18 protein-coding genes are annotated in these 14,924 nt (G+C 38.6%); all 18 read left to right on the top strand.

The window, feature by feature from the left end:
• The first annotated feature begins 82 nt into the window (after window positions 1-82).
• The 18 genes from PQQ29_RS12895 (at window position 83) to PQQ29_RS12810 (ending at window position 14,916) form a co-directional block, all read left to right on the top strand.
• Window positions 83-328 (top strand): type B 50S ribosomal protein L31, encoded by a 246-nt coding sequence (locus PQQ29_RS12895; RefSeq protein WP_003726356.1) that lies wholly within the window; start codon window positions 83-85, stop codon window positions 326-328.
• A gap of 222 nt (window positions 329-550) precedes the next feature.
• Complete coding sequence (locus tag PQQ29_RS12890; RefSeq protein WP_003768381.1) at window positions 551-1,837, top strand: homoserine dehydrogenase; 1,287 nt, start codon at window positions 551-553, stop codon at window positions 1,835-1,837.
• Window positions 1,838-1,839: 2 nt separating this feature from the next.
• Complete coding sequence (gene thrC, locus PQQ29_RS12885) at window positions 1,840-2,895, top strand: threonine synthase (RefSeq protein ID WP_003772271.1); 1,056 nt, start codon at window positions 1,840-1,842, stop codon at window positions 2,893-2,895.
• The gene (gene thrB / locus PQQ29_RS12880) at window positions 2,895-3,761 is read left to right on the top strand and encodes a homoserine kinase (RefSeq protein ID WP_185513236.1); all 867 of its coding nucleotides are present in this window, start codon (window positions 2,895-2,897) and stop codon (window positions 3,759-3,761) included. Before thrC ends, thrB begins: the two co-directional genes overlap by 1 nt.
• Window positions 3,762-3,882: 121 nt before the next feature.
• Window positions 3,883-4,458, top strand: a complete 576-nt coding sequence (locus PQQ29_RS12875) for a thymidine kinase (protein WP_003764010.1) — start codon at window positions 3,883-3,885, stop codon at window positions 4,456-4,458.
• Window positions 4,459-4,480: 22 nt separating this feature from the next.
• Window positions 4,481-5,557, top strand: coding sequence for a peptide chain release factor 1 (gene prfA, locus PQQ29_RS12870; RefSeq protein WP_187983858.1), 1,077 nt, complete (start codon window positions 4,481-4,483; stop codon window positions 5,555-5,557).
• Entirely contained in the window at window positions 5,544-6,395 is an 852-nt protein-coding gene (prmC, locus tag PQQ29_RS12865; RefSeq protein ID WP_187983859.1) for a peptide chain release factor N(5)-glutamine methyltransferase, read from the top strand. The genes prfA and prmC overlap by 14 nt, the downstream gene beginning before the upstream one ends.
• A 299-nt stretch (window positions 6,396-6,694) precedes the next feature.
• Complete coding sequence (locus PQQ29_RS12860; protein WP_003772278.1) at window positions 6,695-7,732, top strand: L-threonylcarbamoyladenylate synthase; 1,038 nt, start codon at window positions 6,695-6,697, stop codon at window positions 7,730-7,732.
• Complete coding sequence (locus PQQ29_RS12855; protein ID WP_187983860.1) at window positions 7,729-8,136, top strand: low molecular weight protein arginine phosphatase; 408 nt, start codon at window positions 7,729-7,731, stop codon at window positions 8,134-8,136. The genes PQQ29_RS12860 and PQQ29_RS12855 overlap by 4 nt, the downstream gene beginning before the upstream one ends.
• Window positions 8,137-8,271: 135 nt before the next feature.
• The gene (gene glyA, locus PQQ29_RS12850) at window positions 8,272-9,513 is read left to right on the top strand and encodes a serine hydroxymethyltransferase (RefSeq protein WP_010991329.1); all 1,242 of its coding nucleotides are present in this window, start codon (window positions 8,272-8,274) and stop codon (window positions 9,511-9,513) included.
• 137 nt (window positions 9,514-9,650) lie between these two features.
• Window positions 9,651-10,280, top strand: a complete 630-nt coding sequence (gene upp / locus PQQ29_RS12845) for a uracil phosphoribosyltransferase (protein ID WP_003764001.1) — start codon at window positions 9,651-9,653, stop codon at window positions 10,278-10,280.
• 117 nt (window positions 10,281-10,397) lie between these two features.
• Entirely contained in the window at window positions 10,398-11,537 is a 1,140-nt protein-coding gene (gene wecB / locus PQQ29_RS12840) for a non-hydrolyzing UDP-N-acetylglucosamine 2-epimerase (RefSeq protein ID WP_010991328.1), read from the top strand.
• Window positions 11,538-12,007: 470 nt separating this feature from the next.
• Window positions 12,008-12,175 (top strand): hypothetical protein, encoded by a 168-nt coding sequence (locus PQQ29_RS12835; protein WP_077904850.1) that lies wholly within the window; start codon window positions 12,008-12,010, stop codon window positions 12,173-12,175.
• Between the two features lie 193 nt (window positions 12,176-12,368).
• Window positions 12,369-12,767 (top strand): ATP synthase subunit I, encoded by a 399-nt coding sequence (locus PQQ29_RS12830; RefSeq protein WP_003729250.1) that lies wholly within the window; start codon window positions 12,369-12,371, stop codon window positions 12,765-12,767.
• Between the two features lie 6 nt (window positions 12,768-12,773).
• Entirely contained in the window at window positions 12,774-13,490 is a 717-nt protein-coding gene (atpB, locus tag PQQ29_RS12825; protein ID WP_003723468.1) for a F0F1 ATP synthase subunit A, read from the top strand.
• A 71-nt stretch (window positions 13,491-13,561) separates the two neighbouring features.
• Window positions 13,562-13,780: a F0F1 ATP synthase subunit C gene (gene atpE, locus PQQ29_RS12820; protein WP_003723467.1), complete on the top strand. Its 219-nt coding sequence runs from the start codon at window positions 13,562-13,564 to the stop codon at window positions 13,778-13,780.
• Window positions 13,781-13,867: 87 nt separating this feature from the next.
• Window positions 13,868-14,380, top strand: coding sequence for a F0F1 ATP synthase subunit B (gene atpF, locus PQQ29_RS12815; RefSeq protein WP_003739784.1), 513 nt, complete (start codon window positions 13,868-13,870; stop codon window positions 14,378-14,380).
• Window positions 14,377-14,916, top strand: coding sequence for a F0F1 ATP synthase subunit delta (locus tag PQQ29_RS12810; RefSeq protein ID WP_003772291.1), 540 nt, complete (start codon window positions 14,377-14,379; stop codon window positions 14,914-14,916). The genes atpF and PQQ29_RS12810 overlap by 4 nt, the downstream gene beginning before the upstream one ends.
• Window positions 14,917-14,924 lie beyond the last annotated feature (8 nt).

The following is a 14,924-nucleotide window of genomic DNA, read 5'->3' as shown; positions in this document are numbered from 1 at the left end:
CATTGTTATAATATTTATACTGTGTGTAAAAGCACTTAATTACTCTGTTTCAGATGATTCAGGGCGAAGGAGTTGAAAAGAAATGAAAACTGGAATTCATCCTGAGTACCGTCCAGTGGTATTTGTTGATACTAGTACTGATTTCAAATTTTTGTCAGGTTCTACTAAGAGCTCAAGCGAAACAATTAAATGGGAAGATGGCAACGAGTATCCATTACTTCGTGTCGAAATCTCTTCTGATTCGCACCCGTTCTATACTGGTAAACAAAAACATGCGACTGCAGACGGCCGTGTGGACCGCTTCAACAAAAAATACGGTCTCAAATAAGACTGTATGTAACGAACGAAATAATTTGCGCACTCAGCTTTTGCTGGGTGTGTTTTTTTTATGGAAATTTTCCCCGTAACTACTAAAAATAAAAACTTTCCCTTCAAGGGTTTACTTTTCCCTGTGAAGTTGCGTATAATATCACTAATTACTTTTTTTATGAGTAGGTAATAAAAAAGTTAAATTTTCTGTTTTGTTAAACAATAATAAGGAGGTTTTCAAGTGGAAGCAAAGTTACAAGTAGGTGTGTTAGGATTTGGAACGGTAGGTAGCGGTGTTATTCATATTTTAGAAGAGCATCAAGAAAAAATTAGTCAAGTAACTGGCTATCATATTTCTGTAAAGAAAGTGCTAGTTCGTGACTTAGAGAAAAATCGCCGTTATGAAACAAAAGGTTTTGAACTAACCACCAATCCGTCTGATGTACTGGATGATCCAGAAATTGCTGTTGTTGTCGAGGTTATGGGCAGCATCACAACTGCGCGGGAATACATTTTGCAGGCCTTGAAAGCTGGAAAGCATGTTGTAACTGCGAATAAGGATTTGATTGCGCTACACGGCGACGAATTGGTGGCAGTTGCACAGGCTAATAACTGTGATTTGTTTTATGAAGCAAGTGTTGCAGGTGGAATTCCAATTTTACGTACAATCGTAAATAGCCTTGCAGCTGATAAAATTCAAAAAGTAATGGGAATCGTCAACGGGACGACCAATTTCATGCTAACAAAAATGACGACAGAGAAAAAGTCATATGAAGAAGTTTTAGCAGAAGCCCAAGCATTAGGTTTTGCAGAATCCGATCCAACAAATGATGTGGACGGCATTGATGCAGCGAGAAAAATGGTTATTATGACAAGACTTGCATTTGGTATGAATGTGAATTTAGATAATGTAGAAACTAGTGGTATCCGCGGAATTTCTCCAGAAGATATTGAAGTGGCATATCAATTAGGCTATAAAATTAAACTAGTAGGTACAGCAGAAGAAACAAATGGAACAGTTAATGTAAATGTCGGACCAGTGTTACTACCAAAAGCACATCCGCTTGCAGGCGTTAACTATGAAAATAATGCTGTATTTGTAACAGGTGCAGCCGTTGGGGAAACCATGTTTTATGGTCCCGGAGCTGGCGAATTACCAACAGCAACCAGTGTTGTTAGTGATTTAATTACCGTCGCAAAAAACAGCCGTCTAGGTACAAACGGCAATGCTTTCAATAGTTATAAACACGAAACGAAACATACGCCGAAAGAACAAGTTTTCTCAAAATATTATCTACGTCTAACAATGGATGATAAAACAGGAACTTTCCTTAAGTTAACACAAATTTTTGCAGAAGCAGGCGTCGGTTTTGATAAAATTTTACAACAACCATATGATGATTTTACAGCGACAGTTGTTATCGTCACACACTCAACAAGTCAAGCGCAATTAGAACAAGCTATTACTAGAGTGAAAAATGAGCCAGAAATGCAAATGCTCGCAAAATATTCCGTTGTGGAGGGTTAATTATGTATAAAGGTTTACTAGAAAAATATAAAGAATATCTACCAGTAACTGAAAAAACGCCAATGATCTCACTTGCGGAAGGAAACACACCACTTATCCCATTACCAAATTTATCAAAAGAACTTGGAGTAACTTTATATGGAAAATATGAAGGGTTAAATCCAACTGGTTCTTTTAAAGACCGCGGAATGGTTATGGCTGTGGCTAAAGCGAAAGAAGAAGGTGCGGAAGCGGTTATTTGTGCATCGACTGGGAATACTTCAGCAGCGGCGGCGGCATATGCAACACGTGCCGGATTAAAAGCATATATTGTTATCCCAGAAGGTAAAGTTGCTCTAGGAAAATTAGCGCAAGCAGTCATGTATGGCGCTGATATTATCTCGATTCAAGGTAATTTTGATGAAGCTTTAAAATCTGTTCGTGAACTTGCTGAAACAGAAGCAGTAACGCTTGTAAACTCAGTAAATCCTTATCGTTTAGAAGGCCAAAAAACGGCTGCATTCGAAATCTGTGAGCAATTAGGTTCTGCTCCAGATGTTCTTGCAATTCCAGTCGGTAACGCCGGAAATATTTCTGCATACTGGAAAGGTTTTAAAGAGTGGAATGAGGCAAACGCTTCTGGACTTCCACGGATGCATGGATTTGAAGCAGAAGGAGCGGCTGCAATTGTCCAAGGGAAACCGATTGATAACCCGGAAACAATTGCAACAGCGATTCGTATCGGAAATCCAGCTAGTTGGGAGCTTGCAGAAGCAGCTCGCGACGAATCTGGCGGATACATCCATTCTGTAACAGATGATGAAATTGTTAATGCTTATAAAAAAATCGCAGCGCAAGATGGAGTCTTCATCGAGCCAGGTTCTGCTGCATCATTAGCTGGAGTTATTCAACATGTGGCGAATGGAACAATTAAACAAGGGGAAAAAGTCGTTTGTGTCTTTACTGGAAATGGCTTAAAAGATCCAGATACAGCAATGAGCGTACATGAAATTCCGATTTCCCATGTAGATGATATTGAAGCAATGCGTACACATTTACGTTCAGGAGTGAAAGCTTAATGCGTATTCGTGTCCCGGCAACAACGGCTAATCTTGGGCCTGGTTTTGATTCGTGTGGTTTAGCATTAACGTTATATCTTACTTTAGACATTGGCGAAAAAGCGGACTCTTGGTATATCGAACATAATATTGGCGGCGGGATTCCGCATGATGAAACCAATGTGATTATCGAAACTGCCTTAAATCTAGCGCCGAATTTAACGCCGCACCATTTAGTGATGACATGTGATATTCCGCCCGCTCGTGGACTTGGTAGTAGTTCGGCAGCAGTTGTTGCGGGAATTGAATTAGCCAATACACTTGCTGAACTTAACCTTTCAAAAGAGGAAAAAGTCCGGATAGCTGCTGAAATAGAAGGTCATCCTGATAATGTAGCGCCAGCTGTTCTTGGAAACTGGGTAGTTGGAGCAAAATTGGACGGAGAAGATTTCTACGTACGTCATTTATTTCCCGATTGTGCTTTAATTGCTTTTATTCCAAAGGCAGAACTGTTAACTTCGGAAAGTCGCGGCGTTCTTCCTGGAACACTTCCTTTCAAAGAAGCGGTCAAAGCAAGTAGTATTGCGAATGTGATGATTGCAGCTATACTACGCAATGATATGACTCTTGCTGGAGAAATGATGGAACGCGATTTATGGCATGAAAAATACCGTAGTAAATTAGTGCCACATTTAACACAAATTCGAGAAGTTGCTAAAAACAATGGTGCTTATGCTGCTTGTTTAAGTGGCGCTGGCCCAACTGTCTTAGTATTTGCTCCGCGAGACGTTGCAGATACACTTCAAACATCTTTACAAACACTTGAAATTGATGCAGACGTTCTTCTTCTTGATGTTGAAGGAAGCGGCGCAGAAGTTTTTCGTTAAAATCAAGCTATGTCCACTTGCGGCATAGCTTTTTTCATGAAGACAAAACTATATGTCCCAATTTGTACGGCTCTATGATAAAATAGGAAAAGAGTTTATAAAGTTAAAGGGAGCGGTCTTAATGGCACAGTTATTTTTCCGTTATGGTTCCATGAATAGTGGGAAAACCATTGAAATTCTAAAAGTCGCACATAATTATGAAGAACAAAATAAAACAGTCGCTATCTTTACTTCAGGTATTGATGATAGAGACCAAGTAGGTTTCATTTCAAGTCGAATTGGACTGAAACGAGAAGCAACCCCTATTTTTAGTGACACAAATATTTTTGAAATCGTAGCGAATATTAAACCGAAACCAAATTGTGTTCTTTTAGATGAATCCCAATTTCTAGAAAAAGAACATGTTTTTCAATTAGCAAAAATAGTGGATGACTTAAATATCCCAGTAATTGCTTACGGTCTGAAAAATGATTTTAGAAATGAATTATTTGAAGGCTCGAAATACCTGCTGCTATACGCGGATAAATTAGAAGAAATGAAAACAATTTGCTGGTTTTGTGCAAAAAAAGCAACGATGGTTCTGCGCGTTGATGACAAAGGAAAACCAGTTTATACAGGCGAACAAATTATGATTGGCGGAAATGACCACTATTATCCAGTTTGTCGCAAATGCCATGCCAATCCACCAATAAAATAAGGTAAAGAGGTGTTGAAATACAATGTATGATCGATTACAGGCGGTGGAAGACCGTTACGATGAATTAAATGAATTATTAAGCGATCCAGATGTAGTATCTGATCCAAAGCGACTACGCGACCTTTCCAAAGAACAGTCAGGAATTACAGCAACAGTCGAAACCTACCGTGAATACAAAAACGTGAATGAACAAATTGATGAAACAAGAGAACTTTTAGGAGAAAAATTAGACGATGAAATGCGCGAAATGGCAAAAGAAGAATTCGCGGAACTTCAAAAAGAAAAAACTGAACTAGAAGAACGCCTAAAACTATTACTTGTTCCAAAAGATCCTAACGATGATAAAAACGTTATTTTAGAAATTCGCGGGGCAGCTGGAGGAGATGAAGCGGCTTTATTTGCAGGCGATTTATTCCGGATGTATAGCAAGTACGCTGAATCTCGCGGTTGGAAAGTCGAAATCATGGACGCTAACCCAACTGGTATTGGCGGTTACAAAGAAATTATTGCGATGATGAACGGCAATGATGCTTTTTCTCGTATGAAATATGAAAATGGGGCTCACCGTGTTCAACGTGTTCCAGAAACCGAATCTGGTGGCCGAATTCATACTTCCACAGCGACAGTAGCCATTTTGCCAGAAGCGGAAGAAGTGGAGATTGAGCTACACGACAAAGATATTCGCACAGATACATTTGCTTCTACTGGTGCAGGTGGTCAAAGTGTCAATACGACGATGTCAGCAGTCCGACTAACACATATTCCAACCGGGATTGTTGTTTCGATGCAAGATGAACGTTCCCAGTTAAAAAACAAAGATAAAGCGATGAAAGTATTGCGCGCACGTGTTTACGATAAATTTGAACGTGAAGCTCGCGAAGAATATGATGCAAACCGTAAATCGGCTGTAGGAACTGGTGACCGTTCAGAGCGAATCCGTACTTACAATTATCCGCAAAACCGCGTAACCGATCACCGTATTGGCTTGACTATCCAAAAACTAGATCAAATTATGGAAGGTAAACTCGATGAAATCATTGATGCACTTATCCTAGAAGATCAAACAAGTAAATTGGAGCATTTAAATGACGCAAATTAATCAATTGCTAAAAAATGCAGAAGCCATCCTTCTTGAAAAAGGATTGGATCAAAATGCAGCGGAAATTTTACTAGAAACGAGAATGGGACTTACGCGTTCTGAACTTTGGATGGAAATGAGCCGCGAACTTGAACCGAATCACGAAAAACAGTTTCAAGAGGACTTTGCAAGATATTTAGCGGGAGAACCGGTTCAATATATTTTGAAGACAGCGCCTTTTTATGGATATGATTTTTTAGTAACAGAAGATGTGCTAATTCCACGACCTGAAACAGAGGAACTTGTAGCGACAGCAGAAGCTTTTTTAAAAAAACATCCGCTTAGGAGTTTGCTTGATGTTTGTACTGGAAGCGGGATTATTGCCATTGCGCTAAAAAAAGCATTTCCGGATATGACAGTGACAGCTTCGGATATATCGGCCGCAGCACTTGCGATTGCTAAAAAAAATTCTTTATTACTAAATGCCGATGTGCGTTTTATAGAAACTGATTTACTCGAATCCTTCAAACAAAATAACGAGCGATTTGATATGATTGTTGCTAATCCTCCATATATTTCTGAAGCCGAAAAAGCAGAAATGTCGGATTATGTATTAAAAAATGAGCCATCGATTGCTTTATTTGCCGAAAATGATGGGCTAGCAATTTATGAACGTTTTGTGGATAACTTAAAATATGTGCTGAATCCGTCCTTTTGGGTGGGTGTGGAGATAGGTTATACACAAGGTGAACGAGTAAAACAACTATTTGAAAAAAGTTATCCACACGCAACGGTCCTTATCCACAAAGATATTAATTCAAAAGATCGTTACGTAACATGCTCTAATATACTGGTATGAAGACGTTTCTGTAAAAGGGACGTCTTTTTTTAATGAAAGTTATCCACAAAGCTGTGGATAAAATGTTGTGCAAAAAAATATTTTAATCAAATCTTAATAAAGAAAATGGCTTTTTTACTTAGTTTTAAGAATTATCCACATTTCACAAGAAGTTATCCCCATTGACAAAGTTATTATCCACAGTTTGGGGATAACTCGTGTTCAAAACTTAGCATTTTCCAAAATAAAAAACAATACTGTAAAAATAGCTTAGAAAACGTTAAAATATAATAGAAGTTATGTAAAGGGGACTGGAAATCATGCAAACCATCCATTGGAAAATAAATAAGCAACAATCAAATAATTTAATCTATCAAAAAGCAGCAGAACTACTTCAAAATGGAGAATGTGTGGCTTTTCCGACCGAAACTGTTTATGGGCTGGGAGCAGACGCGACAAATCAAGCTGCCATTCAAAAAATATACGCAGCAAAAGGGCGTCCGTCAGATAACCCGTTAATCGTCCATATTGCTAAGCGTGAACAAATGGACCAATTTATCGCGAGTTATCCCCCAAAAGCGCTCCAACTAATGGAAGCATTTTGGCCAGGTCCGCTAACGGTTATTCTCCCTTTAAAAAAAGACAGTCTAGCAGCTAACGTTTCTGCTGGCTTATCCACAGTGGGCGTCCGCATGCCGGAACATCCAGTAAGCCTAGAATTAATAGCAACAGCGAATATTCCTATAGCAGCCCCGAGCGCCAATCGTTCCGGAAAACCAAGCCCAACCACAGCCGAACATGTAATAGAAGATTTAGACGGAGAAATTGCCGGTATTATTGACGGCGGTCCTACGGGTGTTGGTTTAGAATCAACTGTGATAGATTGCTCACTTGATGTACCCATTATTTTGCGTCCGGGTGGCATTACTAAAGAACAAATCGAGCAAGTCATCGGTGCAGTTGATTTATCGACCAATAGCACGACAGAAACAGAAAAACCAAAAGCGCCAGGCATGAAATACACTCATTACGCGCCAAAAGCACCAGTTTATCTTGTAGAAGGTTCTAGCCAATTTTGGCAGAGTGAAATTAATAAAGTGGAAATCGCGGGGAAAAAACTGGGTATTTTAGCTACAAAAGAATTGACGAGCAAATTGGCTACAAGTGCGGTCATTCAATCAACCGGCAGCATTAAAGCAATGGGTGAGATAGCTACTAGTCTTTACAAAGGCTTACGGGCTTTTGACCATGCTGATGTTGATATTATTTTTGCCGAAGTCTATCCAGAAACAGAACTCGGAGCAGCGATTATGAACCGATTAGAAAAAGCTGCTGGGAATAGGAGGATTAGCGAATGAATATTTTATTTGTCTGTACGGGAAATACTTGCCGAAGTCCATTAGCCGAAAAAATTTTACAAAATATGCGACCTGATTTAGAAGTTCGTTCAGCAGGGACTCGCGCATTAGACGGTGACACTATATCGGAAAACTCCCGCGAGATACTTCTGCAAATGAATTTACCAGGGGAACATGCCGCAAAGAAAATTACAGAAGCCGATATTGACTGGGCTGACGAGGTTTATGTAATGACCAAAAATCACCAAGCTGAGCTAAAAAGTATTTTTCCGGCCGCGAGTAACAAAATCCAATTGATTTCTGAAGATGAAACAGATATTACAGACCCATTCGGAGGACCAATTGAACAATATGAAATTATCTATTACGAACTAAAAAGTGCAATTTCCGAACGTTTTCAATAAGTGAAGCGCTTCACTATCGGAAATTGCTTTTTTTTGCTCCAAAATACTTGCTTTTCTACCCGATTTAAGTAATTATTAAAGATAATACATAACAGTTCACTTGAAAAATTTATCAGAAAAGGATGGGGTCCACAGATGGTCTATTTACAAAAGCAAGATAAGGAAGTTTTTGATGCAATTAAGTTAGAACTTGGTAGACAACGCGCGAATATCGAATTAATCGCATCTGAGAATTTTGTTAGTGAGCAAGTAATGGAAGCAATGGGTTCTGTATTAACGAATAAATATGCAGAAGGTTACCCTGGAAAACGTTACTACGGCGGATGTGAATTCGTGGATATTGTGGAAGATTTAGCACGCGACCGGGCGAAGAAATTATTTGGCGCTGAATATGCGAATGTTCAACCACACTCAGGCGCTCAAGCGAACATGGCAGTTTATCATACTGTGCTTGAACCAGGCGACACAGTGCTTGGTATGAACCTTTCACATGGTGGCCATTTAACACATGGTAGTCCAGTGAACTTTAGTGGTGTTTTATACAATTTTGTTGAATACGGTGTTCGTGAAGATACGAAAGAAATTGACTATGAAATCGTTCGTGAAGCAGCATTAAAACATAAACCAAAAATGATTGTAGCTGGTGCAAGTGCTTACCCACGTAAAATTGATTTTGCTAAATTTCGTGAAATTGCTGATGAAGTTGGCGCATACTTAATGGTTGATATGGCGCATATTGCTGGTCTTGTTGCAGCAGGTTTACATCAAAATCCAGTTCCTTATGCTGATTTTACAACTACAACCACTCATAAAACCCTTCGTGGACCTCGTGGCGGAATGATTTTAGCAAAAGCTGAATGGGAACAAAAATTAAATAAATCGATTTTCCCGGGAATTCAAGGTGGACCATTAATGCACGTAATCGCAGCGAAAGCAGTGGCATTTGGTGAAGCATTACAACCTGAATTCACTGCGTACTGTGAACAAATCATTCGCAACTCTAAAAAATTAGCAGAAACACTTCAAGCTAATGATGTTGCTGTTTTAACAGGCGGTTCGGATAATCATTTACTATTAATTGATTTAAAACCACTTGGCTTAACAGGAAAAGCTGCTGAAAAAGTATTAGATGAGGTTGGTATTACCGTGAATAAAAATACCATTCCATTTGAAACAGAAAGCCCATTTGTAACGAGCGGTATCCGTGTAGGCGTGGCGGCAGTTACAACACGTGGTTTCGATGAAGTAGCTATTGAAAAAGTGGGAGTACTTATTTCTGAAGTGCTGCACAACTTAGAAAATGAAGAAGTTTTAGCAGATGTGAAAGCTCGTGTAGCTAATTTAACAAATGAATATCCGCTTTATCCAAGTTTATAAAATAAGTGAGCCGGTTTTTTCTGAATTTTAGAGAAATCCGGTTTTTTTCATGTATAGCAAATTAATCCTTGCACTTGTGTCTTGTTCTGATACAATAAGAGAAGGAAATTTTCAATATCAAAGGAGCGAACTAATCGATGGCAAACGTACACGTAATTAATCACCCTTTAGTACAACACAAATTAACAATTATTCGAGATAAAAATACGGGAACAAAAGCATTCCGCGAACTTGTAGATGAAGTCGCTACATTAATGGCGTACGAAATTACACGTGATATGGAACTTGAAGACATCCAAGTTGAAACACCACTACAAACAACAACTGCAAAAACACTTACAGGTAAAAAATTAGGTGTAGTGCCAATTTTAAGAGCTGGTCTTGGTATGCAAGATGGCATTTTAAAACTTATCCCTGCTGCTAAAGTAGGTCATGTAGGTCTTTACCGTGATCATGATACACTTGAACCAGTAGAATATTTTGTAAAACTACCTTCTGATGTGGAAGAACGTCTTTTCATCGTTGTAGACCCAATGCTTGCAACTGGTGGATCAGCAATTATGGCTATCGATTGCTTGAAAAAACGCGGCGCTCGCAACATGAAATTCATGTGTCTAGTAGCAGCTCCTGAAGGCGTTAAAGCTCTTCAAGAAGCACATCCTGATGTAGAAATCTATGTGGCTGGCTTAGACGAGAAGCTAGACGAAAATGGTTATATCCGTCCAGGCTTAGGAGATGCTGGCGATAGATTATTCGGAACTAAATAATTAACAATCTCCTCGGTTTAGTGAGATAAGGAATTATAAACAGTGCTGCTTTTTGGCAGACTGGAAAATTTTTTGTCGAGCTATTTCTGAGGAGTTTTTTTATAAGGAGGTTCGCAATTGGCTAAAATCAAAGTAATGAGCATCTTTGGAACAAGACCAGAGGCAATCAAGATGGCGCCGCTCGTTTTGGCATTAGAAAAAGAATCAGAAACGTTTGAGTCAACGGTAGTTATTACCGCGCAACACCGTGAAATGTTGGATCAAGTCTTAGAAATTTTTGATATAAAACCTGATATTGACTTAGATATAATGAAAAAAGGACAAACCTTAGCTGATATAACTTCACGCGTAATGAACGGAATTAATGATGTTATTGCTAAGGAAAATCCTGATATTGTCCTAGTTCACGGTGATACGACTACAAGTTTTGCCGCCGGACTAGCTACTTTTTATCAACAAAAAAAGCTTGGACATGTCGAAGCGGGACTTAGAACTTGGAATAAATATTCGCCGTTCCCAGAAGAAATGAATCGTCAATTAACTGGAGTAATGGCGGATATGCATTTTTCTCCAACGAAACAAGCTAAAGAAAACCTGCTTGCGGAAGGGAAAAATCCAGCTACTATTTTTGTAACAGGAAATACTGCCATTGATGCCCTTAAAACAACTGTTCAAGAGGATTATCATCATCCTATTTTAGAGAATCTTGGTGATAATCGCTTAATACTCATGACTGCTCACCGGAGAGAAAATCTGGGAGAACCTATGCAAGGTATGTTTGAAGCGGTTCGCGAAATTGTCGAGAGTCGTGAGGATGTGGAACTTGTATATCCGATGCATTTGAATCCAGCTGTTAGGGAAAAAGCAATGAGTATTTTAGGTGGTCATGATCGCATTCATTTGATTGAACCACTAGATGCTATTGACTTTCATAATTTCTTACGCAAATCTTACCTTGTTTTTACTGATTCAGGTGGCGTACAAGAAGAAGCGCCGGGCATGGGAGTACCTGTTTTAGTTTTACGAGACACAACAGAACGCCCAGAAGGCATCGAAGCAGGCACGTTAAAACTAATTGGGACGAGTAAAGAAAATCTCATAAAAGAAGCATTAGAATTACTTGATAATAAAGAAAGCCATGATAAAATGGCGAAAGCGGCCAATCCATATGGTGATGGACTTGCTGCAAATAGAATTTTAGAAGCAATCAAAAGTCAGTTTAATGGAACGAAGCGACCAGAAGATTTTATCGTGTAAAACACAGTGGAAAACTAGGCGTTAAAAGTCTAGTTTTCCTCTTTTTTTAGAATGAAAGCGCCTTATTGTTACAGATATGTTACACGCTCGATTTTCACTAGTTCTTTTATGTTACATGTGATAAGATGGTCAATGTTATTAATATAAGAGCCCAAAAAATAGCTTGTTTTTAGCATAGGGATAGAAGACTGCGCTCAGTATTCACTACAATCCCGCCGACGCTAGTTTTCGCGTTGACTGAATTGGAATTTATACGGGCACTCTATATCAAAATGCAACTCATGATAAGTGAGTCCGGCTGTTTTTTCCGTTCTTTTTCTTGGGAAAAGAACTTTCGGTCGCGAAATTTGCGAATAATCGTATCGAATTCTTTTACCAATAATGGTAGAAGTTTTTTTATTTGTACGAAAGAGAGTTTTTGTCGCCTTTTTTGTGAAATATCACACGAACAGGAGGCAAGTTTTCCATCGATTACGGAGGTGTTGATTGCTGTTAAATGGACAAAGATAATTCTGGCGGAGCAATCTAAGAAACGACTAGATTTTGAAATCAAAAAAATCTCAGAAATAATGGGCTATTCTTTTATGGATAGGGTCAATTGTGGTACTATTAGTAATAGATGTACGCACAATTTGTGAAAGTGTATTGACTTTTCTCTTTTGGCTGTTGTATGCTAAGAACTGACACGCTGATAAGGCTTTCATGTGTGTTTGGGATTGGGATGAATTGGGGAAAATGTGCTTGTTTTCACAAACCAAACTTACTCCCTGAGATTTCAAAATGGTCATCTGGAAAGAAAAATCTTTTGAAAAAGAAAGGATTGCGCCCCGAATGTTAGAATCGCTAATTGGCATGTATCATCGTCATCAAAAGTATATGGTTCTTTTTATTGCTGTTTGTCTTTGTGGATGGTTTTTAACCCCTTACATACATATTTTCTTGGGACTTAAATTGGGTTTAATCGTCGGCTGGTTTAACTACTGGTTATTAATGAGGCGTACACAATCAATGACTAGAGCTTTGGCTGAAAATCGTTCTTTTTATGGTATGGGAATGCCATTTAGAATGGGGAGCGTGTTATTTGCTACTATTATAGCGACGCAACTGCCGGAATATTTTCATGTTTATAGCATGGTAATCGGACTTGGGCTTGCATATGCAATTATTTTTCTGGATTTTTTTGTGTATTCCATGTACCGCAGAAAAAAGTTTTTAAAAAGAGAGGGGTGAACCTAATTGGAAGAGGAATTTCCAACGATAAGCCTATTAGGGATCGACTTTAATCTATCTAATATTTTGATGATTACTGTGACTTGTGTCATCGTTCTTCTAATAGCCATTATCTGTACCAGAAATCTGCAACGCCGACCTACCGGAAAGCAGAACTTCATTGAATGGGTTATGGATTTTGTCAGAGGTATTATTAATAGTAATATGGATTGGAAAACCGGTGGGAGATTCCATGTGCTTGGTATTACGCTACTAATGTTTATTTTCGTAGCTAATATGCTAGGACTGCCATTTCAAATCGCGATTAACGATGAAGTATGGTGGCGTTCACCTACAGCGGATCCAATTGTCACATTAACACTTGCGATAATGGTTCTTGGCTTAACGCATTACTATGGTATTAAAATGCGTGGTTTCAAGCACTATTTTGTTGGTACTTACTTTAGTCCAATGAAATTTTTATTCCCACTTAAATTAGTAGAAGAATTTGCTAATACTTTAACGCTTGGTTTACGTCTTTACGGTAATATTTTCGCCGGCGAAGTTTTGTTAACCATCATTGCAACACAACTTGCTCATATGAACATATTTGTAGGTGTGCTAGCAATAATTCCTGCGTTACTATGGCAAGGATTCTCAATTTTCATTGGGGCAATTCAAGCGTACATTTTCACTATGCTGACCATGGTTTACATGTCGCATAAGGTAAGTGACGAACATTAAACTAACTTTCAAATAAGTCATTTATAAAAGTAATAAAAAATAATATTTAGAAAAATTAGGAGGATAATTATATGTCTTTAGGTGTTATTGCAGCTGCTATTGCTGTTGGATTAGGTGCATTAGGTGCGGGTATTGGTAACGGTCTTATCGTATCAAAAACTGTCGAGGGTGTTGCGCGTCAACCAGAAGCGCGTTCTATGCTACAAACAATCATGTTCATTGGTATCGGTCTTGTTGAGGCCCTTCCTATCATCGCTGTAGTTATTGCGTTCATGGTTCTTAATAAATAATTTGAAGGAAGTTGAGGAAATAAAACCTCATCTCTTTCGTTTTGAACGAATAATTCAAGCGAATGTATAGAAAGGAGTGAAACTGGCGTGTTACAACCACATTTAGTAATTGGTTCCGCATTTACGTTTGGTGATGCATTCTTCACACTTTTTGCTTTCGCGATTTTGCTAGTTTTAATCCGAATTTATGCTTGGAAACCTCTTATGGGAGTTATGAAAGAGCGTGAAGAGCATATTGGTTCTGAAATTGATGCGGCTGAAGAAAGCCGTGCTCAAGCAGAACAACTACTTGCCGAACAAAAAAGTGTTTTACAACAAGCTCGTGTTGAATCTCAAACAATGATTGAGAATGCAAAACAGCTTGGTGAAAAAGAACGCGAAGAAATTGTCAAAACTGCTAGACGTGAATCAGAACGTATAAAAGAAGAAGCAAAAGCCGATATTGCACGTGAAAAAGAAGATGCTATTTCTGCTCTTCGTGAACAAGTCGGTTCCTTATCTGTTCTTATTGCATCGAAAGTCATCGAAAAAAATCTGGATGAAAAAGAACAATCTAACCTTATCCAAGATTATATCGAAAGGCTAGGGGATGACAAATGAGTAAAGATTTGGAAGTTGCAGGTCGCTATGCCAATGCGCTTTTTCAAGTAGCTCAAGATAAAGATTTAGTCGACGTTTTTTCAGAAGAACTAACTGAATTAAAAGCGGCATTAAATGCAAATAAAGATTTTGTAAAACTACTTGAAAATCCTACTTTCACGACCGAGCAAAAGAAAAATCTTGCCAGCGCTGTTTTTGAAAAAATCAATCCGACATTAAGAGATTTTATTTATCTTTTAATTGACCGTAGCAGAGAAGATTATCTTTCTGTTATTGCGGACGTTTACCAAAAACGCGTAAATGACTTGCGCGGAGTTGCGGATGCAGATGTTTATTCTGTTGTCCCGCTTTCTGAACAAGAACTTACGGCGCTCTCGAGAGTATTTGCTGCGAAAATGAACAAAACAAAATTAAACATTCAAAATCACATTGATAAATCCCTTCTTGGTGGAGTCAAAGTGGTTATTGGAACCCGTATATATGATGACAGTCTAAAAACGAAATTAAAGGACATGGAACGGCAAATTAAAGCCTAGTTTCCGTT

The sequence above is a fragment of the Listeria innocua genome (assembly GCF_028596125.1).
GTDB classification, from domain to species: Bacteria; Bacillota; Bacilli; order Lactobacillales; family Listeriaceae; genus Listeria; species Listeria innocua.
The sequence above is the reverse complement of the archived record's forward strand: the minus strand, read 5'-3'. Positions and strand labels throughout refer to the sequence as shown.

Excerpts from the sequence above, each read along its gene's own strand:
- PQQ29_RS12855 (WP_187983860.1), top strand. The coding sequence starts at position 7,729 with ATGAATATTTTATTTGTCTGTACGGGAAATACTTGCCGAAGTCCATTA.
- atpE (WP_003723467.1), top strand. The coding sequence starts at position 13,562 with ATGTCTTTAGGTGTTATTGCAGCTGCTATTGCTGTTGGATTAGGTGCA.
- PQQ29_RS12860 (WP_003772278.1), top strand. The coding sequence starts at position 6,695 with ATGCAAACCATCCATTGGAAAATAAATAAGCAACAATCAAATAATTTA.
- thrC (WP_003772271.1), top strand. The coding sequence starts at position 1,840 with ATGTATAAAGGTTTACTAGAAAAATATAAAGAATATCTACCAGTAACT.
- glyA (WP_010991329.1), top strand. The coding sequence starts at position 8,272 with ATGGTCTATTTACAAAAGCAAGATAAGGAAGTTTTTGATGCAATTAAG.
- PQQ29_RS12875 (WP_003764010.1), top strand. The coding sequence starts at position 3,883 with ATGGCACAGTTATTTTTCCGTTATGGTTCCATGAATAGTGGGAAAACC.
- thrB (WP_185513236.1), top strand. The coding sequence starts at position 2,895 with ATGCGTATTCGTGTCCCGGCAACAACGGCTAATCTTGGGCCTGGTTTT.
- prmC (WP_187983859.1), top strand. The coding sequence starts at position 5,544 with ATGACGCAAATTAATCAATTGCTAAAAAATGCAGAAGCCATCCTTCTT.
- PQQ29_RS12895 (WP_003726356.1), top strand. The coding sequence starts at position 83 with ATGAAAACTGGAATTCATCCTGAGTACCGTCCAGTGGTATTTGTTGAT.
- prfA (WP_187983858.1), top strand. The coding sequence starts at position 4,481 with ATGTATGATCGATTACAGGCGGTGGAAGACCGTTACGATGAATTAAAT.
- PQQ29_RS12810 (WP_003772291.1), top strand. The coding sequence starts at position 14,377 with ATGAGTAAAGATTTGGAAGTTGCAGGTCGCTATGCCAATGCGCTTTTT.
- PQQ29_RS12830 (WP_003729250.1), top strand. The coding sequence starts at position 12,369 with ATGTTAGAATCGCTAATTGGCATGTATCATCGTCATCAAAAGTATATG.
- upp (WP_003764001.1), top strand. The coding sequence starts at position 9,651 with ATGGCAAACGTACACGTAATTAATCACCCTTTAGTACAACACAAATTA.